Annotated in this window: 20 protein-coding genes and 1 pseudogene; 12 read left to right on the top strand and 9 right to left on the bottom strand. The window is 72.5% G+C overall.

Features of this window, described 5'->3' with window-relative positions:
• Nucleotides 1-419 (bottom strand): annotated as a pseudogene (locus tag BUE41_RS23695) (cyclase family protein); the annotation flags it as partial.
• Nucleotides 420-581: 162 nt separating this feature from the next.
• Between BUE41_RS23695 and BUE41_RS23690 the strand changes: the two are divergent.
• Nucleotides 582-1,463, top strand: a complete 882-nt coding sequence (locus BUE41_RS23690) for a TetR-type transcription factor C-terminal domain-containing protein (protein ID WP_073459513.1) — start codon at nucleotides 582-584, stop codon at nucleotides 1,461-1,463.
• Nucleotide 1,464: 1 nt separating this feature from the next.
• On the opposite strand, the gene BUE41_RS23685 is transcribed toward BUE41_RS23690, so the two are convergent.
• Genes BUE41_RS23685 through BUE41_RS23675 form a run of 3 tightly spaced genes read right to left on the bottom strand, consistent with a single transcriptional unit; the run spans nucleotide 1,465 to nucleotide 4,753 of the window.
• The gene (locus tag BUE41_RS23685) at nucleotides 1,465-3,864 is read right to left on the bottom strand and encodes an ATP-binding cassette domain-containing protein (protein ID WP_073459512.1); all 2,400 of its coding nucleotides are present in this window, start codon (nucleotides 3,862-3,864) and stop codon (nucleotides 1,465-1,467) included.
• A 27-nt stretch (nucleotides 3,865-3,891) separates the two neighbouring features.
• Nucleotides 3,892-4,302 (bottom strand): VOC family protein, encoded by a 411-nt coding sequence (locus BUE41_RS23680; RefSeq protein ID WP_073459511.1) that lies wholly within the window; start codon nucleotides 4,300-4,302, stop codon nucleotides 3,892-3,894.
• Nucleotides 4,303-4,306: 4 nt separating this feature from the next.
• On the bottom strand, nucleotides 4,307-4,753 hold the full coding sequence (locus BUE41_RS23675; RefSeq protein ID WP_073459510.1) for a helix-turn-helix transcriptional regulator: 447 nt from the start codon (nucleotides 4,751-4,753) through the stop codon (nucleotides 4,307-4,309).
• An 86-nt stretch (nucleotides 4,754-4,839) separates the two neighbouring features.
• Here BUE41_RS23675 and BUE41_RS23670 point away from each other — a divergent pair, with 86 nt between their 5' ends.
• Nucleotides 4,840-5,556, top strand: coding sequence for a TetR/AcrR family transcriptional regulator (locus BUE41_RS23670; protein WP_143172316.1), 717 nt, complete (start codon nucleotides 4,840-4,842; stop codon nucleotides 5,554-5,556).
• Between the two features lie 124 nt (nucleotides 5,557-5,680).
• Entirely contained in the window at nucleotides 5,681-5,878 is a 198-nt protein-coding gene (locus BUE41_RS23665; RefSeq protein WP_073459508.1) for a hypothetical protein, read from the top strand.
• 188 nt (nucleotides 5,879-6,066) lie between these two features.
• On the opposite strand, the gene BUE41_RS23660 is transcribed toward BUE41_RS23665, so the two are convergent.
• On the bottom strand, nucleotides 6,067-6,750 hold the full coding sequence (locus BUE41_RS23660) for a sugar transferase (protein WP_084755726.1): 684 nt from the start codon (nucleotides 6,748-6,750) through the stop codon (nucleotides 6,067-6,069).
• Nucleotides 6,751-6,994: 244 nt separating this feature from the next.
• On the opposite strand from BUE41_RS23660, the gene BUE41_RS23655 reads away from it, so the two are divergent.
• Nucleotides 6,995-7,588: a TetR/AcrR family transcriptional regulator gene (locus tag BUE41_RS23655; protein WP_073459506.1), complete on the top strand. Its 594-nt coding sequence runs from the start codon at nucleotides 6,995-6,997 to the stop codon at nucleotides 7,586-7,588.
• 4 nt (nucleotides 7,589-7,592) lie between these two features.
• Here BUE41_RS23655 and BUE41_RS23650 read toward each other — a convergent pair whose 3' ends face one another.
• On the bottom strand, nucleotides 7,593-9,140 hold the full coding sequence (locus tag BUE41_RS23650; protein ID WP_073459505.1) for a right-handed parallel beta-helix repeat-containing protein: 1,548 nt from the start codon (nucleotides 9,138-9,140) through the stop codon (nucleotides 7,593-7,595).
• Between the two features lie 361 nt (nucleotides 9,141-9,501).
• Between BUE41_RS23650 and BUE41_RS23645 the strand changes: the two genes are divergently transcribed.
• Nucleotides 9,502-10,353: a L,D-transpeptidase family protein gene (locus BUE41_RS23645; protein ID WP_084755720.1), complete on the top strand. Its 852-nt coding sequence runs from the start codon at nucleotides 9,502-9,504 to the stop codon at nucleotides 10,351-10,353.
• Nucleotides 10,354-10,410: 57 nt separating this feature from the next.
• The gene (locus BUE41_RS23640) at nucleotides 10,411-11,316 is read left to right on the top strand and encodes a hypothetical protein (RefSeq protein WP_073459504.1); all 906 of its coding nucleotides are present in this window, start codon (nucleotides 10,411-10,413) and stop codon (nucleotides 11,314-11,316) included.
• A gap of 3 nt (nucleotides 11,317-11,319) precedes the next feature.
• On the opposite strand, the gene BUE41_RS23635 is transcribed toward BUE41_RS23640, so the two are convergent.
• The gene (locus BUE41_RS23635; protein WP_084755718.1) at nucleotides 11,320-11,799 is read right to left on the bottom strand and encodes an ATP-binding protein; all 480 of its coding nucleotides are present in this window, start codon (nucleotides 11,797-11,799) and stop codon (nucleotides 11,320-11,322) included.
• On the opposite strand from BUE41_RS23635, the gene BUE41_RS23630 reads away from it, so the two are divergent.
• Nucleotides 11,798-12,751 (top strand): DMT family transporter, encoded by a 954-nt coding sequence (locus BUE41_RS23630; RefSeq protein WP_073459503.1) that lies wholly within the window; start codon nucleotides 11,798-11,800, stop codon nucleotides 12,749-12,751. The two genes, BUE41_RS23635 and BUE41_RS23630, sit on opposite strands and share 2 nt — an antisense overlap.
• On the opposite strand, the gene BUE41_RS23625 is transcribed toward BUE41_RS23630, so the two are convergent.
• Complete coding sequence (locus BUE41_RS23625) at nucleotides 12,726-13,115, bottom strand: RNA-binding S4 domain-containing protein (protein ID WP_073459502.1); 390 nt, start codon at nucleotides 13,113-13,115, stop codon at nucleotides 12,726-12,728. The genes BUE41_RS23630 and BUE41_RS23625 overlap by 26 nt on opposite strands.
• Nucleotides 13,116-13,254: 139 nt before the next feature.
• Here BUE41_RS23625 and BUE41_RS23620 point away from each other — a divergent pair, with 139 nt between their 5' ends.
• From BUE41_RS23620 to BUE41_RS23610, 3 genes are all read left to right on the top strand, one after another.
• Complete coding sequence (locus BUE41_RS23620; protein ID WP_073459501.1) at nucleotides 13,255-15,486, top strand: carboxypeptidase-like regulatory domain-containing protein; 2,232 nt, start codon at nucleotides 13,255-13,257, stop codon at nucleotides 15,484-15,486.
• 10 nt (nucleotides 15,487-15,496) lie between these two features.
• Nucleotides 15,497-16,342, top strand: coding sequence for an alpha/beta hydrolase (locus tag BUE41_RS23615; RefSeq protein ID WP_073459500.1), 846 nt, complete (start codon nucleotides 15,497-15,499; stop codon nucleotides 16,340-16,342).
• 208 nt (nucleotides 16,343-16,550) lie between these two features.
• Nucleotides 16,551-17,039 (top strand): cysteine dioxygenase, encoded by a 489-nt coding sequence (locus tag BUE41_RS23610; RefSeq protein ID WP_073459499.1) that lies wholly within the window; start codon nucleotides 16,551-16,553, stop codon nucleotides 17,037-17,039.
• Between the two features lie 21 nt (nucleotides 17,040-17,060).
• On the opposite strand, the gene BUE41_RS23605 is transcribed toward BUE41_RS23610, so the two are convergent.
• Nucleotides 17,061-17,507, bottom strand: coding sequence for a MarR family winged helix-turn-helix transcriptional regulator (locus tag BUE41_RS23605; protein WP_073459498.1), 447 nt, complete (start codon nucleotides 17,505-17,507; stop codon nucleotides 17,061-17,063).
• 114 nt (nucleotides 17,508-17,621) lie between these two features.
• Here BUE41_RS23605 and BUE41_RS23600 point away from each other — a divergent pair, with 114 nt between their 5' ends.
• Both BUE41_RS23600 and BUE41_RS23595 read left to right on the top strand, forming a co-directional pair.
• Complete coding sequence (locus BUE41_RS23600; protein ID WP_073459497.1) at nucleotides 17,622-18,788, top strand: MFS transporter; 1,167 nt, start codon at nucleotides 17,622-17,624, stop codon at nucleotides 18,786-18,788.
• Nucleotides 18,785-19,825, top strand: a complete 1,041-nt coding sequence (locus BUE41_RS23595) for an SDR family oxidoreductase (protein WP_073459496.1) — start codon at nucleotides 18,785-18,787, stop codon at nucleotides 19,823-19,825. Before BUE41_RS23600 ends, BUE41_RS23595 begins: the two co-directional genes overlap by 4 nt.
• Nucleotides 19,826-19,837 lie beyond the last annotated feature (12 nt).

Genomic DNA, 19,837 nt, shown 5'->3' with positions numbered 1-19,837 from the left:
ATCCCACCGACCGTGGTGCGGGCGTCGTAGCCGTTCCAGAGCTTGCCGTCGTACCAGACGTGGCCGAGCGCGTCGTACTGCGTGGAACCCTGCAGGAAGATCAGCGCGGTGTCGTCGGCGTAGTGCAAGCCGCCGGGGAACTGGGGGGCGCCGTCGCCGTCCCAGGTGGACTCGTCGAGCTCGTTCTTGCGCTTGATGCCCTCGCGGCCCGGCCAGAGCGGGTCGCCGGGGCCGTCCTTGCGGCCCATCTGGATCTGCAGGGTGAAGACCTCACCCGACTTCACGTGCTGGACCCCGCGCAGCACCTCGCTGGCGTCGAGGTAGTTCAGGCAACCCAGCTCGTCGTCGGGACCCCACTTGCCCCAGTTGTTGGGAGGGTTCTCCCCGAGGACTTCGCGCATCGCGGGCGCTTCGGACATCCTTGTCTCCTCCTCTGACTGAACACTCGACGATCGTGAGAGCGATCGATCGGTCGGTGTTTAGCTGGATGATGCAAGTAACAGGTCGGACCGTCAACCTGTCGGACTGGCTAGCCTCTTAAGCAGCTGTTCAGATGAGCTAAACAGATGGGGTGCTCACCGATGACGGCTCTCGAGATGGCTGACGAGGCGGTGGGCGCGCAGGTCCGCGCCATCCGCCTCAGCCGCGGCATGAGCCTGCGCAGCCTGGCGCGCGCCATCTCGGTCAGCCCGGCCACGCTCAGCCAGATCGAGAACGGCCGCACCGGGCTCACCGTCTCCCGGTTGCGCGACATCGCCGCCGCGATGCAGGTCAGCGTCGCCCAGATCCTCGACACCGTGGTCAGCGACCCGGAGTCCATCGAGGCGCTCGCCGAGATCGCCCATCCGCCGCCGATCCCGCCCCCGGCCGACGCGTCGTGGCGCGCCTACGGGCCGATCGAGTTCGATCCCGTCCTGCAGGCCGCGCTCGACGAGTTCCTGCACATCGGCTACCACGGCGCGAGCGTCCGCGGGATCGCCGCCCGCGCCGGGCTGTCCGTCTCCGGGATCTACCACTACTACCCGAGCAAGCAGCACATGCTGCTGCGGCTGCTCGAGTACACGATGGACGATCTGCTGCGCCGCGCCGAGGCCGCGCGCAGCGAGGGCCGCGACGCGGTCGAGCGCTTCCGGTTCCTCGTCGAGCACCTCGCGCTCTTCCACACCCACCGCCGCGATCTCGGCTTCATCGGCGCGTCCGAGATGCGCAGCTTGAGCCCGGCGAACGCGCGCCGGATCGCCGGGCTGCGCAACAAGCAGTCGCAGATGGTCTACGAGGAGGTCGACACCGCCGTGCGCGAGGGCAGGTTCACCGCGGACAAGCCGCACGAACGGGCCCGCGCGGTCGTCACCATGTGCACGGCGCTGCCGACCTGGTGGCGCCCGCACGGGCCCTACACGCCGGAGCAGATCGCCCAGCAGTACGAGTCGTTCGCGCTGGACCTGATGGAGTGTCGCCGGTAGCTCAGGCGCCGACGTACTCCGCGAGGTGCTGACCGGTCAGCGTGGACCTCGCGGCCACCAGATCGGCCGGGGTGCCCTCGAACACGATCCGCCCGCCGTCGTGACCGGCGCCCGGGCCGAGGTCGATGATCCAGTCGGCGTGCGCCATGACGGCTTGGTGGTGCTCGATCACGATCACCGATCGACCGGCGTCCACCAGCCGGTCGAGCAGGCCGAGCAGCTGCTCCACGTCGGCGAGGTGCAGGCCGGACGTCGGCTCGTCGAGGACGAACACCTGTGCCTGGGCGGCCCCCTTGTCGCTCATCCGGGTGGCCAGCTTCAGCCGCTGCCGCTCACCGCCGGACAGGGTCGTGAGCGGCTGGCCGAGCGTGAGGTAGCCGAGGCCGACGTCGTCGAGGTGGGTGAGGATGCGGTGCGCTGCCGGGGTCTTCGCCTCGCCCTCGGCGAAGAACGCGAGTGCCTCGGAGACCGGCATCTCCAGCACCTGGCTGATGTCCTTGCCACCGAGGGTGTACTCGAGCACCGAGTCGGCGAACCGCCGGCCTTCGCACAGCTCGCACGGCGCGGACACCCCGGCCATGATCCCGAGGTCGGTGAACACCACCCCGGCCCCGTTGCAGGTGGGGCAGGCGCCCTCGGAGTTCGGGCTGAACAGCGCGGGCTTGACCCCGTTCGCCTTCGCGAACGCCTTGCGGATCGGCTCGAGCAGCCCGGTGTAGGTGGCGGGGTTGGAGCGGCGCGAGCCGCGGATCGGGCTCTGATCGACCGTGACCACGCCCTCCCGGCCGGCCACCGACCCGTCGATCAGCGAGCTCTTGCCGGAACCAGCCACCCCGGTGACGACGACGAGCACGCCCAGCGGGATGTCGACGTCCACGTCCTGCAGGTTGTGGGTGTTCGCCCCGCGCACCTCCAGCGCGCCGGTCGGCGTGCGCACCTGTGGCTTCAGCTGCGCCCGGTACTCGAGGTGGCGGCCGGTGAGCGTGCCCGAGGCGCGCAGACCCTCGACCGTGCCCTCGTAGACGACCCGGCCGCCGTCGGTTCCCGCGCCCGGCCCGAGATCGACGACGTGGTCGGCGATCGCGATCACCTCGGGCTTGTGCTCGACGACGAGCACCGTGTTGCCCTTGTCCCGCAGCTGCAGCAGCAGGCTGTTCATCCGCTGGATGTCGTGCGGGTGCAGCCCGACCGTCGGCTCGTCGAACACGTAGGTGACGTCGGTGAGCGACGAGCCGAGGTGGCGGATCATCTTCGTGCGCTGGGCCTCGCCGCCGGACAGGCTGCCGGCCGGCCGGTCGAGCGACAGGTAGCCGAGCCCGATCTCGACGAACGAGTCGAGCGTGTTCTGCAGCGACTTGAGCAGCGGCGCGACCGACGGCTCGTCCAGTTCGCGCACCCACTCGGCGAGGTCGCTGATCTGCATGGCGCACGCGTCGGCGATGCTGATCCCCCTGATCTTCGACGAGCGGGCCAGCTCGGTGAGCCGGGTGCCGTCGCACTCGGGGCAGGTGGTGAACGTGGCCGCGCGCTCCACGAACGCGCGGATGTGCGGCTGCAGCGAGTCGATGTCCTTCGACAGGTAGGTCTTCTGCACCTGAGGGACCAGGCCGAGGTAGGTCAGGTTGACCCCGTCGACCTTGATCTTCGTGGCCTCCTTGTAGAGGAGGTCGTTCAGCTCCTTCTCGGTGTAGTCCTTGATCGGCTTGTCCGGGTCGAACCAGCCGCAGCCGCGGTAGATGCGGCCGTACCAGCCGTCCATGCTGTAACCGGGCACGGTGATCGCGCCCTCGTTGAGCGACTTCGCCTCGTCGTAGAGCGCCGAGAGATCGATGTCGTTCACCGTGCCGCGGCCCTCGCAGCGCGGGCACATGCCGCCGACGATCGAGAAGTCGCGGCGCTCCTTGACGGTTCGCCCGCCCTTCTCGTACGTGACGGCGCCCGCGCCGCTGATCGAGGCCACGTTGAACGAGAACGCCTGCGGCGAGCCGATGTGCGGCTCGCCGAGCCGGCTCCACAGGATGCGCAGCATCGCCCCGGTGTCGGTGGCGGTGCCGACCGTGGAGCGCGGATCGGCGCCCATCCGCTGCTGGTCGACGATGATCGCGGTGGTGAGCCCGTCGAGGACGTCGACGTCGGGGCGGGCCTGGGTCGGCATGAACCCCTGGACGAACGCGGAGTAGGTCTCGTTGATCAGCCGCCGCGACTCGGCGGCGATCGTGTCGAACACCAGCGAGCTCTTGCCGGAGCCGGACACCCCGGTGAACACCGTCAGCCGCCGCTTCGGCAGCTCGATGTCGACGTCCTTGAGGTTGTTCTCCCGGGCGCCGAGCACCCGGATGCGGTCGTGGCCGTCCGCGGGGTGCACGGTGGACGTCGAGGCTGGGGCACTGGCGGTGGTCATGCGGTCTCCGTGACTGGGGTGATGGGGTCAGTCGACCTGGAAGATGCGGATGAGGTTGCCGGCCGGGTCGCGCAGCGCGCAGTCGCGCACGCCCCACGGCTGGTCGGTCGGTTCCTGCACGATGTCGACGTCGCCCGCCTGCAGCTGCTCGAACGCCGCGTCGACGTCCTTGGTGGCGAGGTTGATGCCCCCGTAGGTGCCCTTGGCCATCATCTCGAGGATCGTGCGGCGCTCCTCCTCGGTGATGCCGGGATCGGCGGCCGGCGGGTGCAGCACGATCGAGGTCTCGGGCTGGTCGGGCGGGCCGATCGTGATCCAGTGCTGCCCGCCGTACTCGACCTCGTTGCGCACCTCGAAGCCGAGCGTGTCCCGGTAGAACGCGAGCGACGCCTGCGGGTCGGTGTGCGGGAGGAAGGCCTGGTAGATGGTGAGGTCCATGCGGTCACGGTAGGGCCGGGGCGGCGGGCCGTGCTTCTCGATTCCTGATCGGTCTCGATACCTGCTTGGCGATGCACGGCGGCATCCCCGCCAGCTCGCCCTGCGCCTGTTTCTTGTACTGGCTGGGCGTCATGCCGACCAGTTCGGTGAACCGGGTGCTGAACGTGCCCAGCGACTGGCAGCCGACGGCGAAGCAGACCTCGGTGACGCTCATGTCGCCGAACCGCAGCAGAGCCATGGCGCGTTCGATCCGGCGGGTCATCAGGTAGCTGTAGGGCGACTCGCCGTACGCGCGGCGGAACAGGCGGGACAGGTGCCCGGCCGACATGTTCACGCCCCGGGCGAGAGCCTCGACGTCCAGCGGTTGCGCGTACTCGCGGTCGATCCGATCGCGGACCCGGCGCAGCAGCGCCAGGTCGCGCAGATGCTGCGCGGAGGCTGCTCTGCTCATCCTGCGATCGTGCCACGCCGCGCAACGTTGCCCGGATCGCGCGAAGGCGTGGACCGCGCCTGGTGGGCAGAGGGGAGAATCGGCCCGTGGCCGCACGCCAGCAGGACGCCGCCAGCCGGACCACTCCCGACGGCCGCACGACCCGGTGGGCCGCCCACCGGGCCCGCCGCCGCGAACAGCTCATCGACGCCGCGCTCGAAGTGCTGGAGGAGCACGGGCCCGACTTCGGGATGAACCAGGTCGCCGCCCGCGCCGGCGTCACCAAGCCGGTGGTCTACCGGCACTTCGGCGACCGCATGGGGTTGGTCGACGCGATGGGCGACCGGGCGACCAACCTGCTGATGAGCCGGCTGATGCCGGCGCTGTTCGCCGACGACGCCCCGCTCGTGCGGATCCGGTCCATGCTGGAGGCGTTCCTCGGCTTCGTCGCCGAGTCGCCGAACGTGTACTGGTTCTTCGCGCGCAGGACCCCGGAGGGCCGCGACGTGGTGGGGGCCGACAAGTCGTTCGTCGCGGACGCGCTGCGGTCGGTGCTGGCGGAGTACCTGCGCACGGTCGATCCGGCGGCTGACCAGATCGCCGCGGTGTGGGCGCGCGGCGCGGTCGGGTTCGTCCTGAACACGGCCGAGTGGTGGCTGGAGTCGCGGGAGGTGGCCCGCGAGGACGTCGTCTCGCACCTGACGACGCTGCTGTGGGCGCAGGTCGACGGCATGGCCCGGCACTACGGTGTCGAGCTGGACCCGCAGCGGCCGATCTCGGTGGACGAGATCGAGCGCAACCGGCGCTCCGGCCGGGGCGCCTGAGCCGTCCCCGGGTGTTCGGTCACTCGTCTGACCTGATGCGCCTCGCCACCCCGCGTCTCGGGTAGCGTCCCTGCGCGGCTTCGGAGACGGCCGCGCACGGTCCGACGTCTGGGGAGGGGACGGCATGACCGACGAGGCGACCGCGCCTGCCACGGATGCGCGGCCGATCGACTCGGCCATGGCGCCCGGCGGACCGCGCGCACTCGCCGCCGGGTGCGTCTGTTCCGTGCTCGCGAACGCCGCCTACCGGGCGGGTGCCGCGGAGGAGCCGTGCCTGGATCCGCGCTGCGTGCTCCACGCCGGCGGGGGCACGGCGAGCTGATCCGCGGGCCGTGGGCGGGGTGGGGCCGTTCGGGGGCGGTCCTTCTCCTGTCCGTACACGACGAAGGCCCGGACGCGGGAGGAGTCCGGGCCTTCGAGGTGCCGCGGGAATCGGCAGGTCTGGCGGGGGAGCGGCGGCGCGAGCTCAGTCAGCTCGGCTCGGTGCTCGATGTATCGGTGCTCGATGCTTCAGTGCTTGATGAGGTACGCCACCGTGCGGAGGATGATCTTGATGTCGAGCCAGAGGGACCAGTTGTCGGCGTACTCGTTGTCGACGCGGGCCCGCTCCGGGATCGAGGTGTCGCCGCGCAGGCCCTGCACGACCGCCAGGCCGGTGAGGCCGACCGGCACCCGGTGGCGCTGCGCGTAACCGGGGATCTGCGCCGAGAACTGCTCGACGAAGTACGGGCGCTCCGGCCGCGGCCCGACCAGGCTCATGTCGCCCTTGAGCACGTTGAACAGCTGGGGGAGCTCGTCCAGGCTGGTGCGCCGGATGAACTTGCCGACCGGGCCGAGGCGCTCGTCGTTGTCGATGTTCCAGCGGACGTCGCCCTCGTTCGCGATCGGCTTGAGCGAGCGGAACTTGTAGAGCGTGAAGATGCGGCCGTGCTGCCCCACGCGCTGCTGGCGGAAGATGACGCCGGGGCCGCCCTCGATGCGGACCGCGACCGCGATGACGAACAGGACGGGGAGGGTCAGCAGCAGGCCGATCAGTGCGCCCAGGATGTCGATACCGCGCTTGGCGGCGAGCTCGACGCGGGAGCCGCGACGGGGGCCGTAGACGACGACTTTCGGGAGCTGGCCGGCGGCGCGCGCCTCGACCTCGGCGAGCACACGGTGCAGGCCGAGCGGTGCGGTTGCTGTTGCCTCCATGCCCTAGAAGACGCCATGGGTTCCCGAACGGTTGCCCCGGGGTTCGCGAACTTCGGCAACGGAACGGTCACGACGCCGGGCAGGATGCGTTGACCTGCGGAGATGGCGGCCGGGCATGAGCTGTGTCACGGTGGGTATGTGCCCCGGATCACTCTGTACCGGTACTGAAGCGGTCCGCCGATGCGTCACCAGGGCTACCATCGGCCGCACGGGGGTCCGGTACGGAAGCTGCGGAGGAACCCCCATGGCAGGGACTGCGTCCCCGCAGGATCGCGAGGCCATCATGCGCGCCGCGGTCCGGCTGGGCTCGCGCCGCGGTGCGCCCGCTGTCGAGGACATCCTGCGCGCGGCGCACGTCAACCGGCGCATCTTCTACCGGCACTTCGCGTCCAAGGACGCGCTGCTGGCCGCGCTCGCCGCCGAGGCGGCCGAAGCGCTCGGGCGCGGGCTGGCCACCGCGGTCGAGCGGGCCGTCGACGGCGCCGCGGCCGCGCGCGCGTGGGCCGACCACTACCTCGGTGTGCCCGAGGACGAGGAGCGGGCGAACGCCGCCCGGCCGTTCCTCGCCCCCGACCCGACCGCCGGCGAGGAGGTGCTCGACGTCGTCGAGGCCGCCCACGCGCAGCACCGCACGCTCCTGGAGGAAGCGCTGCGCCGCGGCCGCGGCGACGTCAGCCTGCCCGACGTCGATCCGGTCCCCGACGCGGTGACGATCCACGCCGTCGTGCTGCGGCACGTCGAGCCGGCCCTGCGCGGGCGCGGCGACATCGATCTCGCGACCGTCCGGGACTGGGTCGAGGAGCTGATCCTTCGGCTCGGGGGCGTGGCCGGGAAGTAGGGCCTCACCCCTGGCTCTGGAACGCCCCCAGGTCGATCTTGTCCTCCGGCCGGGCCACGCCGAGCACGTCCGCGCGCGGGGCGCCGTCCGGGGACCCCGCGCCGATCCCGGCCGAGTCCGGGGCCAGCCGCAGGTCGCCTGCCTCCGCGTCGACGAACTCCACCGCGCCCTCCACCGGGTTCGCCCCGACGGGGCCGGTGCCGAACAGGTTGTGGTCGGCGGTGAACACGCTCATGTCGCCCGCGCTGTCGCGGGTGTTGCCGACGACGAGGTTGTTGCGCAGCACGTTGGTACCGGTGAAGTCGTAGTCGCGCGGGTTGATGCCGTCACCGTCGTTGTCCGCGATCGTGTTGTTGATGATCGACAGGTCGCTGAACGTGCCGTCGGACTCGACGAAGAAGTTGATGCCGCCGCCGCGGTTGCCGGTGATGACGTTGTTGTAGATCTTCACGTCGTAGGTGCGGCGGGTCTCCGAGACGTCCTCGACACCCAGGAAGATCCCGGCCTTGCCCTCGCCGGTCGCCCCGACGACGGTGTTGTTGTAGATCTCGATCGCGTGCGCGGCGTCGACGTAGATGTTCGGGCCCCGGTTGCCGCGCGTGGTGTTGTCGTGGATCTTGCCGTTGCGGGCCTCGTACTTGGCGTCGATGCCCTCCTCGCCGCAGTCCTCCACGATCGAGTAGGCGATCTCGAAGCCGTCGATGTTCGACATCGAGATGGCCTCGTTCTTCGCATCGGTCCCCATCGCGTTGGAGTTGCGCACCTCGGTGTGGAGCACCTGGATGTCGGAGCCGTCGATGAACACGATGCCGCCGTGCTCCGAGTCGGCCACCTCGACGTCCTGGACGACGACGTGGCTCGATCCAGCGGCGTACAGGCCGTGCTCCGACGAGCCCCTGATCGACAGCCCGATCAGCTTGATCCAGCTCTGCTCGCGCAGCTCCACGAGGCCGTCGGTGTCGGTGTCACCGGTGATGACCACCTCGGCGCCCGGTGCGGCGGTGTAGGTGATGTAGGCCCCCTGCGTCCCGGAGTGCGGGATCATCAGGGCCTCCTCGTAGGTGCCCGAGGAGATCACGACGGTGTCGCCGGGCCGGGTCTCCTCGGCCGCCTCCGCGATGGAGGTGAACTGGCCGGAGCCGTCCTGCGCCACGGTGAGCGTGCGCCCCGACGTCGGCTCGATCTGGGCGATCGGCCGCCTGCCGTGTTCCTGGCTCGCGACGCCGGGCTGCGGGCCGAGCTTGCCGCCCGGCTCCGAGCCGCCGGAGAGTGTGATCACCAGCACGACGGCGATCACGGCGAGCAGCGCGATCGCGCCGGCACCGCCGATCAGTATCCGCCGGTCGAACCGCGGTTCGTCCGGGCCGCTCCCACCCGATCCGCCGGATCCGCCCGGGATGCGCACCGTGTCGGGCAGCGGCGGCACCGGGCCGGTGGCCGACACCGGGGGCTGCGGCTGGGTGTGCGGGCCCTGGTAGAGCGGCTGATGACCGGTCGGCGGGCCGCCGTACGGCGGGACCGGGCCCGTCGGCGGTCCGGCGTTCGGGCTCACCGGGCGTCCCCCGTACGGCCCGGGCGGTGGACCACCGTACGGACCGGGGCGCGGGCCGGGCTGCGGCGGCTGCGAGGGGCTGTTCGGGTGCATCGAGCTGGGGTCCTTCCGGCACTGGCGGCGGTCGGCCGCTTCGCGCAGAGGGGCCCGACCTAGACGGTCACGATAGCGATGCCGCGTTCATCCGCTGTGAAAGCGCGTCCTCGCGCCGCCCTCGCCGGGCAGGTGGTCACGCCGTGATCCCGTCCACACGGACAGGCGTAACCCGATCGAGGGTCGGTCGTTCTCCGTGTGCACGCTCTGCACAGTGACCAACCGGGCACGCTCCGTGCGGGCCTGGAGAGATGGACGACGGGTGACGATGGCCACGCTCACGAAGCTCCGGCGGACCGCTGCGCAACCGGCCACGGCGCGCCGGCCCGTGCGCCGCGCGGCGTACGGGGCGGTGGTGGCCGTCGTCGTGCTGAACCTCGTCGCCGCCCTGTTCACCGGATCCGGTGAGCCCGGGACCGACCAGGACGTGGTCGTCGCCGGGGTCGACGCGACCACCGCGGCGCTGCCGCTGACGACCACCTACACCACGATCGACGGCGCCCCGCTCGATCCCGCCCCGCAGAGCACGACCACCGGGCTCGTCGTCCACCCCGTGCGTGAGACCCCGGTCCACGACGCGCCCGGCGGCACTCCGCTGGCGCGCCTGCCGCGGACGATGCTCCGCGACGTCGGCGACACCTGGGTCCCCGTCATCGAGCAGCAGGCCGGCTGGCTGCGGGTGCTGCTCCCGTCCCGGCCCAACGGCTCCACCGGCTGGATCCGCGCCGCCGACGTGACCGAGGCCCGCACCCCGTACCTGATCACGGTGCACCTGCGGTCGAAGAAGCTGCGGCTCGAGAAGGACGGCCAGGTCGTCGGCACGTGGAAGGTGGGGATCGGCAAGCCGGCCACGCCGACCCCGGCTGGGCGCACCTTCCTGATGGCCGCCTTCCGCGATCCGAACCAGACCTTCTCCCCGGTGATCCTGCCGCTGGGCACGCACAGCCCGACGCTCGACACCTTCGGCGGCGGACCGGGGACGGTCGCCATCCACACCTGGCCCACCGCAGACGTGTTCGGCACCGAGACCAGCGACGGTTGCATCCGCGTGCCGGCCGAGGCGCTCAAGAAGCTCATCGACGTGCCGCTCGGCACGCTCGTCGTGATCACCGAAGACTGACCCGTTTCCCGACGACGTAGAAGCCTCCCGTAGAACGAAAGACAAGGGGAATTCGCAGTGCGCAGCAGGAGTTCGGTCCGCCGGGCCGCCGCGTTCGCGGCCGTCGGTGCCGCCGCCGTCGCGGCCGTCGTGATCGGCAGCACCCCCGCCCTCGCCGAGCCGGAGACCCGGCCCGAGTCGGCGTACGCGCTCGCCGGCGCCGGCCTGATCAACCTCGGCCCCCTGGCGAAGGTCGAGAGCCCGGACGGCAAGCCGGTGAAGGAGTCGGTCGTCGGCATCCCGAACGTGGCCGACACGATCTCCGGGGGCGTCCTCAGCTCGGAGGCCCGGGCCGGGTACGCCGCGGCGTCGGTGACCGACCTGAAGGTCGCGACTCTGCTGAAGGCCGGCGTGATCCGGACGAAGTGCGAGAACGGCCGCGGCCGCGTCGAGATCGTCGACGGCCAGCTGCTGGGCACCCCGCTGCCGGAGGTCACGATCGGCGGCACCACACTCGACCTGGGCATCGTCCGCGCCTCGATCGGTGAGGAGAAGCGCAACGCCGACGGCAGCATCACGGTCACCGGTGTCTCGGTGAGCGTGCTCCCGGGCGGCCTGCCGGACGTCACCGGCAACCTGCTGCAGGGCGTGGTGAACACGGCCGGCACCGACTCCGCGGCCCGCCCGCTGCTGAGCCAGGTGACCGACCTGCTCGGGCTGCCGGAGGTCACGCTGCCGCAGCTGACCGCGCCCGGTCGTGCGGTGCAGACCCTCACGATCGGTTCGGCCACCTGCGGCACCGTCGACGACGACGAGGTCGTGGTCGACGAGGAGGAGTCCACCGACGAGTACACCGACGAGGACGCCTACGAGGACGAGGACGCCGGCGACCACCACGCGGTGCGCTACGAGCCGCGCGCCCACGAGGCCGAGGAGGCTCCCGAGCCGGAGATCGTCGAGTACAGCCTGCCGGTGACCGGCTGACGATCACACGGCCGACGTCTCCGCGTTGGTGGATCCGCTGAGCTTCCAGTAGAGCTCGACGGTGGTGCCGGCCTGGTCGCGGTGCACCCGGCAGCGCTGCGCCAGGCCGGCCATCAACGTCATCCCGTGCCCGCGGAACCCGGGATCGGCCGGTGGCGGACGCCACCGGCCGCTGTCCCGCACGATGATGCGCAGCCCGTCCCGGCCCTCGCGGACCGCGCGCAGCACCACCTCGCCCGAGCCGTCGCCGAACGCGTGATCGGCGGCGTTCGACAGCGCCTCGTGCGCGGCCAGGACGACGTCGTCGATCGTGTCCGGATCGAGCCCGCCCTCCGCCAGCCACGCGGCGATCCGGCGGCGGACCCGCCCCAGGTGAGCGGGGAGCGCCGCCCCGTCGAAGCGCAGCGTCAGCCCGCTGCCCGGTCCGTTGGCGTCGATGGCGGGGACTACCCGGGTGAGCCGGCCCTCAACCGTGCCGGGCATGGATCACTCCTCCGCGGTGTTGGGGTTGATCGTGGACTCTCGCCCGACCGGTCCCGACCGGATGTGGCTGGTGGCGGTCGCGGCTGCCCTGTGGGGCACCGACGGCCTGCTGCGCCAGCCGCTGGCCCGGACCGTGCCCGCCGCCGCGGTGGTGCTCTGGGAACACCTGATCATCGTCGTCGTCCTGCTCCCGCTGCTGCCGGCAGCGGTGCGCGCCTTCCGGGCCGCGTCCGTGCGCGACCGGATCGCGCTCGTGGTCATCGGGGCCGGGGCGTCGGCCGTGGCCACGGCGCTGTTCACGGCCGCGTTCCGGATCGGTGACCCCGTCACGCCGCTGGTGCTGCAGAAGCTGCAGCCGCTGATCGCGATCCTCGCCGCGGCCGTGCTGCTCGGCGAACGGTTCCGCCCCGCCTACTGGTTGTACGCGGTGCCGGCGATCGCCGGTGCCTGGCTGATGGCCTTCCCGGACCCGCTCGCCGCGAAGCCGCAGGAGGTCACCGCGGCGCTGCTGGCCGTCGGGGCGGCCGCGCTGTGGGGCCTCGGCACGGTCCTCGGCCGCATGGTCAGCGCCCGGGTGCCGAGCCGGGAGGTCACCGTGCTGCGGTTCGCGATCGGCCTGCCCGCGGCCGCGCTCGTGGTGGCCGTGCAGGGCACGCCGATGTCGATCACGTTCGACCAGTTCGGCCCGCTGGTGCTGCTCGCACTCATCCCGGGGCTGCTCGCGCTCGCCCTCTACTACGTCGGGCTGAAGGCGACCGCCGCCGGCCGCGCGACGCTGGCCGAGCTGGCCTTCCCAGCCACCGCCACCCTCATCGGGGTGGGTTTCCTCGGGTCCACCCTGACCGGGACGCAGTGGCTCGGGCTGGCCGTCATCGCCGTGGCGGTCACCGCGCTCGGCCTGCGCGAGCGCAGCGCCCACCCGGTGGTCACCGAAGCGGCGGTTCGGGCGTAGCCCAGCTGCGGCGCAGCCGCTCGATCTCGCGCCGATCGCGCTTGGTCGGGCGACCGGCACCGCGGTCGCGGCGCAGCAGCGGGCCCGCGAACAGGGTGGGCTCCGGCTCGGGCGACCGGTCCACGTAGCAGGTGACGGCCTCCGGGGCGCCGACCCGCTTGTCGATGATCTTCACGACGTCGACCACGCGGATGCGGTCGTGGAGCCGCGCGCGCACCGTGTCGCCGGGCCGGACGGGCGTCGCCGGCTTGGCCGACCGGTCGTTGACCCGCACGTGCCCGCCGCGGCACGCCTCCGCCGCGGCCGACCGGGTCTTCACCAAGCGCACCGCCCACAACCAGCGATCGATCCGGGTCGACTCCACCCGCCGATGATGCCTGGCCGGGCCTGCTCCACGCAGGTGACCGTCGGTGCGCCGGCCCGGCGGAACGATCAAGCCCGGTGCTAGGTTCGCGCCTCGACGTGAAGTCGTCCGTCCTCCGCGATCCGGGAGAGCGCTCCAGATGAGCACCATCGTCGTCGTGTCCGTCGCCGTGGCCGTGATCGTGCTCGGCGTGCTCGCCATCTGGTCTGCTCGGCGGCGGAAACAGCGGCGCAGCGGCGGTCCCCGGCACCGCACCGGTCCGCGCACGGTGGCCGAGCTGGTCGCCTTGCGGGAGGCGAACGCGCAGCTCACGGCGGGTACGGAGGCCGCGGAGCCGGAGCCGGAACCCGCCCAGGACGAGCTCGAAGCGGAGCCCGAACCGCAGCCCGTGGCCGAGGTGAGCGTGCCGGAGCCGCGCACCGAGCAGGCCCCGCCTGCGGACGTCCCGGTGGTCGCCGAGCCGTCGCAGGAACCGGAGCCCGCGGTGGCCGAGGAGCCGGTGGCGGCGCCGCCGAGCGTGCGGAAACCGGAGCCCGTGGAGGTGTTCGGCCTCGCCGACACCCCCTGGGCGCGCGGGGCGCGGATGACTGGAGCCGTCGCTGAACCAGGTGAATCCTGGGCGTCGATCGATCCCGTCCCCGCGGCCGCCGTCGTCGTGCCGGACGCGGCCGACCGGAGGCTCCCGGCTGCGGAGGAGCCTGGAGAGGAAGCGGCGGAGAAGGCTCTGGGGGAAGCGGAGGGCCCCGTCCTGACCGAGCCCGATCCGCAGCCCGAACCGCAGCCCGATCCGCAGCCTGAACCGCAGTCCGAGCCGGAGCCGGCCGTCCCCTTGCGCGCCCTCGGGCCGGTCGAGCCGGCCACCACCGGGGAGGAGACCGACGACGAGCCGCCCGCCCGTGACCGCGGCACCGCCGTGGCCGGGACTGCCGCGCTGGCGGGGCTCGCCGGTGGGGCCGTGCTTCGGCTGGTGCGCGAGGACGAGCCGGCAGGGGCCGAGGACGCCGAGCCCGCCGCGTCGGCGGAGCCCGCCGAACAGGAGGCGCCGGAGGAACCGGCCGCCGAGGAGACCCCGGTCGCCGCGCCGCTGTCCCCGGTGATCGCGGAGGCACCGGGGACCACGGAGCCGGACGCGGAGCTCCTCGCCGAGGACGAGTCGGACGCGTGGCTGCCCGAGGAGGTCGACGACGTTCCGATCGAGCTCATGCCGGTTCCCGCGGGGATCGACGACATCTCCGGGTTCGGCAGCGGTGCCGCGGACGACAGCGGTGCCACCGACGACACCGCCTCCTTCGCCGCCTCCACCGACGAGCGGGCCGAGCCGGACACCCGCGCGGACGCGACCACCGAGAGGGTCGCCGGGAAGGCCGCTGAGGCCGCTGACGACGCTGAGGCCGCTGACGACGCCGAGGCCGCTGACGACGCCGACGGTGCCGACCCTGCCGAGGAGGCTCCGACGGGTGCCCGCGTGGACCCGGCCGATGTGCCACCGGCCGCCGCGGGTGCGACGGTGATCCCGCTCGTCGGCCGAGCCGGATCACGGGACGGCGATCCCGCGGAGGATGATCCGTCCGTGACGGGCGCGGAGTGGGTGACGGAGGCCGGCGTGGTGGACGACGATCCCGACTACGAGATCGAGGAGGACGGGGCCACCGAGGCGGAGACCGACTTCGTGCGCAAGCGCAGGCCGCGGCAGACCCCCGAGGAGCGCGCGGCGGAGCACGCCGCCGTGGACGAGGCGCTGCTGCGCACGTTCGGTGTCCTCGAACCCGCGCACCGACCGGACGCGGGCCCCGTCGTCGCGCTGACCGGCGCCGGGCAGCAGGCGATGCCACTGCGGGAGCACACCGGTCCGCCCGCGCCGGTGGCGGTGGCCGTGCTGGGCCGCGACGACGCGCCCGTCGAGGCCGCGTCGACCGCGCTGGTGGACGACCAGGGCGCCCAAGTCGACTCGGGCACCACGGGTGCCGACGGCTGCGCCGAGCTGACCGCGCCGGAGCCGGGCACGTACATGGTCGTGGTGTCGGCACCGGACCACCAGCCGGGTGCGGTGGCGGTGACCGTGTCGGACGGCCCGGCGAAGGTGACCGTGCCGCTGCAGCGGTCCGCGTCGATCGCGGGCACGGTCCGGGCCGAGGGTGCCGCGCTCGCGGGCGCGCTGGTCGTGCTGGCGCAGGACGGCGAGGCCGTGGAGGAGACCGAGACGGCCGCCGACGGCGGGTTCCGGGTCGCCGAACTGCTCGCCGGTGCGTACACGCTGACGGTGACGGCGCCCGGCTTCGAGCGCGCGGTGGTGCCGCTCGACGTGCCCGCCGGTGCGGACGTGCACCAGGACGTCGAGTTGCGGCCGACGTCGGCCGCCGGGGCGCAGTAGGTTCGGCGACATGACCGAGCAGCCGACCCGGGTGGAGGGCTGGCTCGTCGGCGCGCGCGGCGTCGACCTGTACTGGCAGGGCTGGCTACCCGACGGACCCGCGTCCGGGGTGCTGCTGCTGTGCCACGGCCTGGGCGAGCACTCGGGGCGGTACGGCAACGTCGTCGAGGCGCTGCTGCCTGACGGGTGGGCGGTGTACGGATTGGACCACCGCGGCCACGGCCGGTCGTCGGGGCGGCGTGCGCACCTGGACGACTACCGCGATTGGCTCGTCGACTACGACTCGTTCCGCCGGGAGGTCGCCGCCCGGCACCCGGGGCTGCCGCTGTTCCTGCTCGGCCACAGCATGGGCGGGCAGATCGCGCTGGCGTACGCGCTCGACCACCAGAACGTGCTGTCCGGATTGGTGCTGTCGGCGCCCGCGCTGGCCAGCGACGCGGTGCCGAAGCCGCTGCTGCCGCTGCTGCGCGTGCTGGCGAAGGTGGCGCCCACGCTGCGGCCGGCCGGGATCGACGCTGCGAAGGTGAGCAAGGACGCCGCGGTCGTGGCCGCCTACCAGGCCGATCCGCTCGTCCACCACGGCAACCCGACGCTGGGCCTGTCGTCGCGGCTGGTGGCGCAGTTCGACGTGCTGCCGGAGCGGGCGCGCGGTCTGCGTCTGCCGCTGCTGCTGCAGCACGGCACCGCCGACGTGCTCACCGATCCGGCCGGCAGCCGGGCGCTGGCGGCCGTCTGCGGCTCCCCGGACCTGACCGTGCGCTGGTACGAGGGCCTGTGGCACGAGATCTACAACGAGCCCGAGCGCGAGGGCCCGCTCACCGATCTGCGGGAGTGGCTCGCGGCCCACCGCGCGTAGCCCGGACATTTCCGGACCCTGCCCGTCGGGTGAGAGGCCGGTGGACGGCGCCCACGGCGCTGTGGTCACATGATGGGGTGTTCGGACAGGCCGCCGTTCTCGGAGAGATCTGGGGCGGCCGTCGTGCGGACCAGTTCGACCAGGGGTGTCGCCCGAGCTGACCTTCTCGTCCGCTCGCCGGCCCGTTCCGTCCCCCTGGAGTCCCTCTGTGCTGCTGCACGCCCCCACGCCGCTCGTCCTCGCCGACCTGACCTCGCTGACCCGCGCTGTCGCCGCGGAGGTCCGCGCCGGCCTGCACGCCGTCGTCGTCGATCCGAACCGCCGCTGGTACCAGCTGTTGCGCAGCGATGCGTTCGTCGACGTGTGGCTGATCAGCTGGGCCACCGAGCAGTCCGCCGAGCTGCACGACCACGCCGGTTCGCTGGGGGCGTTGACGGTGGTGTCGGGCGCGCTGACCGAGCAGCACTGGATCGGCACCGGCCTCGCCACCCGGCGGCTCACCGCCGGGTCGAGCGCCGGCTTCCCGCTCGGGCACGTCCACGACGTCGGCAACGCCGACCCGACGCCCGCCGTGAGCGTGCACGCGTACTCCCCACCGCTGTCGGCGATGTCCTACTACGCGGTCGACGACGCCGGATTGCTGCGGCGCACCCGCAGCGAGCTGGTGGAGCTGGGCCGGCCGGCTGATCGGCGCTGATCGGCGCTGATCCAGGCCGCCCTAGCTGCGCGGGAGCTCGTGCAGCGCCTTCACCAGGGGCGCCAGATCCGGATCCCGACCCGCCTCGTCGAGGGTCGCGGACACGGTGCGGTCGTGCACCGGGCGGGCGCGGGTGAGCAGCTCGTGCCCGGCTTCGGTGAGCGTGCTGTAGATCCCGCGTCGGTCGTCGTCGCAGAGGGTGCGACGGACCAGGCCGCGCTTCTCCAGTCGGGTGACCAGCCGCGTCGTCGCGCTGTGCGAGAGCGCGGCAGCGCGGGCGACGTGCTGCATGCGCATGTGGCACCCGTCCTGGCGGGCGACCGCGTCGAGGACGGTGTACTCGACGACCGAGAGATCGAACTCGGCTTGCAGCACCTTCTCCAGGGACTCCTCGAGACGCGCGTGCAGCGCGGCCAGGGTCCGCCAGCCCTGGACCCGCACGTCGACGCCATCGTCGGCGAACCCCATCGCTTCCCCCTGCGCTTGCTGCTCCTCCCACTCTAGCGGATTGCGCAGATAGAGCGCGTGTGCAATTGTTGCACGCGCTTGATATCTGCTCGCGCTCATTGAAGGAGAAAGCACATGCCCCTCGCGCTGCTCGCGTTGGCGATCAGTGCCTTCGGCATCGGGACGACCGAGTTCGCCGTCGCCGGACTCCTGCCGGACGTCGCGGCCGATCTCGGGGTCGACATCCCCACCGCCGGGCTGCTCGTCACCGGCTACGCGCTCGCCGTCGCGATCGGCGCGCCGCTGCTGACCGCGGCGGTCGTCCGGGTGCCGCGCAAGACCGTCCTGCTCGGGCTGCTCGGGCTGTTCGTCCTCGGGAACCTGCTCACTGCGATCGGCTCGAGCTACGGCCTGGTCATGACCGGCCGGGTGGTCTCGGCCCTGTGCCACGGCGCGTTCTTCGGCGTCGGGGCGGTGGTGGCCGCAGGGCTCGTCCCGCCGAACCGCCGGGCTGCGGCGATCGCGTTCATGGTCACCGGCCTCACCGTGGCGAACGTCGTCGGCGTGCCCCTGGGCACCGCCGTCGGGCACGCGTTCGGCTGGCGAACCACGTTCTGGGTGATCACCGGGCTCGGCGTGGTCAGCGTCCTCGGCGTGGTCGCGCTGGTGCCCCGGCAGCCGGCCGACCCGGGGGCGAGCCTGCGCGCCGAGTTGTCCGCGTTCGCCCGGCCACAGGTGTGGCTCGCGCTCGCGACCACGGCGCTCGGCTTCGGCGGTCTGTTCGCCGCGTTCACCTACGTCGCCCCGATGATGATCGACGTCGCCGGCTTCCCGCCCGGGGCGGTGACGGGGATCGTGCTGGTGTTCGGCGCCGGTGCGGTCGTCGGCAACCTCCTCGGGGCGAAGGCGGCCGACCGGGCGCTCACGGCGTCGCTCCTCGTGCTGCTCGCCCTGCTCGCCGTGCTGCTCCTGCTGTTCACCGTCACCGCGGCGGTGCCCGTCCTCGCCGTGCTCACCCTCGCGGTGATCGGCGTCGTCGGGTTCGCGGCTGTGCCCGGCCTGCAGGCCCGCGTCCTCGACGCCGCGGGATCGGCCGGCACGCTCGCCTCCGCCGCCAACATCTCCGCGTTCAACGCCGGCAACGCCGTCGGGGCCTGGCTCGGCGGGCTCACCATCGGCGCGGGCCTCGGCCTGACGTCGCCGAACTGGGTCGGGGCGCTCATGGTCGCCGCCGGCTTCGTCGTCGCCCTCACCGCGGCCGTGGCCGGTCGCCGCACATCCCTCCAGGAGGTCCCGGCATGACGCGCACCGCTCTCGTCGTCGGCGCCAGCGGGGTGATCGGCGGCCGGCTCGCCGCCCATCTGCGCAGCAGGCCGGGCTGGGAGGTGATCGGGCTGTCGCGGCGGCCCGGGCCCGGCCGGCACGTGCGAGCCGATCTGTTCGACGTCGATTCGGTGCGGGCGGCGCTGGCCGATCAGCCGCCGGTCACGCACGTGTTCTACGCGGCCTACCGGGATCGGCCGACCTGGGCGGAGCTGGTCGAGCCGAACGTGACGATGCTGCGCAACGTGCTCGCCGCCGTGGCCGGTCCGGCGCTTCAGCACGTGAGCCTGATGCAGGGTTACAAGGTCTACGGCGCGCACCTGGGCCCGTTCGACACGCCCGCGCGGGAGGACGATCCACCGCACATGCCGCCGGAGTTCAACGTCGAGCAGCAGCAGCTCGTCGAGGAAGCCGCGGCGGCCGGCGGGTTCTCCTGGTCAGCCATCCGCCCGTCCGTCGTCGCCGGGTTCGGGCTCGGCTACCCGATGAACATCGTCAACGTCCTCGCGGTGTACGCAGCGATCAGCGCCGAGCTGCGGGTCCCGCTGCGGTTCCCCGGCGAACCCGGGGCTTACCACGCGCTGCTCGAGCTCACCGACGCCGGGCTGCTCGCCGAGGCCACCGAGTGGGCGGCGACCGACCCGAACGCCGCCGACCAGGCGTTCAACATCGCCAACGGGGACCTGTTCCGCTGGCGGCGGCTGTGGCCGGTGATCGCCGAGCAGTTCGGCCTGGAGGTGGCGCCGCCGCTGCCCATGTCGCTGGCCGACGTCATGGCCGACAAGGGACCGGTCTGGGACGCGATGATCGACAAGTACGGGCTCGCGCCGACGCCGTACGCGGACGTGTCGTCGTGGGCGTTCGGCGACTTCGTCTTCTCCTGGGACTACGACGTGTTCGCCGACACGTCGAAGGCCCGCCGGGCGGGTTTCCACCGCTACGTCGACACCGAAGCGATGCTCGTCGAGCAGATCGGGCAGCTGCGCGAGCGCCGCATCATCCCGGACCGCGCCTGACCGGGTCGCCAG

Origin of the sequence: Pseudonocardia thermophila (assembly GCF_900142365.1) — a bacterium.
Classification (GTDB): domain Bacteria; phylum Actinomycetota; class Actinomycetes; order Mycobacteriales; family Pseudonocardiaceae; genus Pseudonocardia; species Pseudonocardia thermophila.
Note: the sequence above shows the minus strand (reverse complement) of the source record. Positions and strands in the feature narration are given on the sequence as shown.

Excerpts from the sequence above, each read along its gene's own strand:
- BUE41_RS23635 (WP_084755718.1), bottom strand. The coding sequence starts at position 11,799 with ATGCCCGGCACGGTTGAGGGCCGGCTCACCCGGGTAGTCCCCGCCATC.
- BUE41_RS23645 (WP_084755720.1), top strand. The coding sequence starts at position 9,502 with ATGGCCACGCTCACGAAGCTCCGGCGGACCGCTGCGCAACCGGCCACG.
- BUE41_RS23595 (WP_073459496.1), top strand. The coding sequence starts at position 18,785 with ATGACGCGCACCGCTCTCGTCGTCGGCGCCAGCGGGGTGATCGGCGGC.
- BUE41_RS23655 (WP_073459506.1), top strand. The coding sequence starts at position 6,995 with ATGGCAGGGACTGCGTCCCCGCAGGATCGCGAGGCCATCATGCGCGCC.
- BUE41_RS23680 (WP_073459511.1), bottom strand. The coding sequence starts at position 4,302 with ATGGACCTCACCATCTACCAGGCCTTCCTCCCGCACACCGACCCGCAG.
- BUE41_RS23660 (WP_084755726.1), bottom strand. The coding sequence starts at position 6,750 with ATGGAGGCAACAGCAACCGCACCGCTCGGCCTGCACCGTGTGCTCGCC.
- BUE41_RS23630 (WP_073459503.1), top strand. The coding sequence starts at position 11,798 with ATGGATCACTCCTCCGCGGTGTTGGGGTTGATCGTGGACTCTCGCCCG.
- BUE41_RS23615 (WP_073459500.1), top strand. The coding sequence starts at position 15,497 with ATGACCGAGCAGCCGACCCGGGTGGAGGGCTGGCTCGTCGGCGCGCGC.
- BUE41_RS23620 (WP_073459501.1), top strand. The coding sequence starts at position 13,255 with ATGAGCACCATCGTCGTCGTGTCCGTCGCCGTGGCCGTGATCGTGCTC.
- BUE41_RS23600 (WP_073459497.1), top strand. The coding sequence starts at position 17,622 with ATGCCCCTCGCGCTGCTCGCGTTGGCGATCAGTGCCTTCGGCATCGGG.
- BUE41_RS23690 (WP_073459513.1), top strand. The coding sequence starts at position 582 with ATGACGGCTCTCGAGATGGCTGACGAGGCGGTGGGCGCGCAGGTCCGC.
- BUE41_RS23665 (WP_073459508.1), top strand. The coding sequence starts at position 5,681 with ATGACCGACGAGGCGACCGCGCCTGCCACGGATGCGCGGCCGATCGAC.
- BUE41_RS23605 (WP_073459498.1), bottom strand. The coding sequence starts at position 17,507 with ATGGGGTTCGCCGACGATGGCGTCGACGTGCGGGTCCAGGGCTGGCGG.
- BUE41_RS23685 (WP_073459512.1), bottom strand. The coding sequence starts at position 3,864 with ATGACCACCGCCAGTGCCCCAGCCTCGACGTCCACCGTGCACCCCGCG.
- BUE41_RS23675 (WP_073459510.1), bottom strand. The coding sequence starts at position 4,753 with ATGAGCAGAGCAGCCTCCGCGCAGCATCTGCGCGACCTGGCGCTGCTG.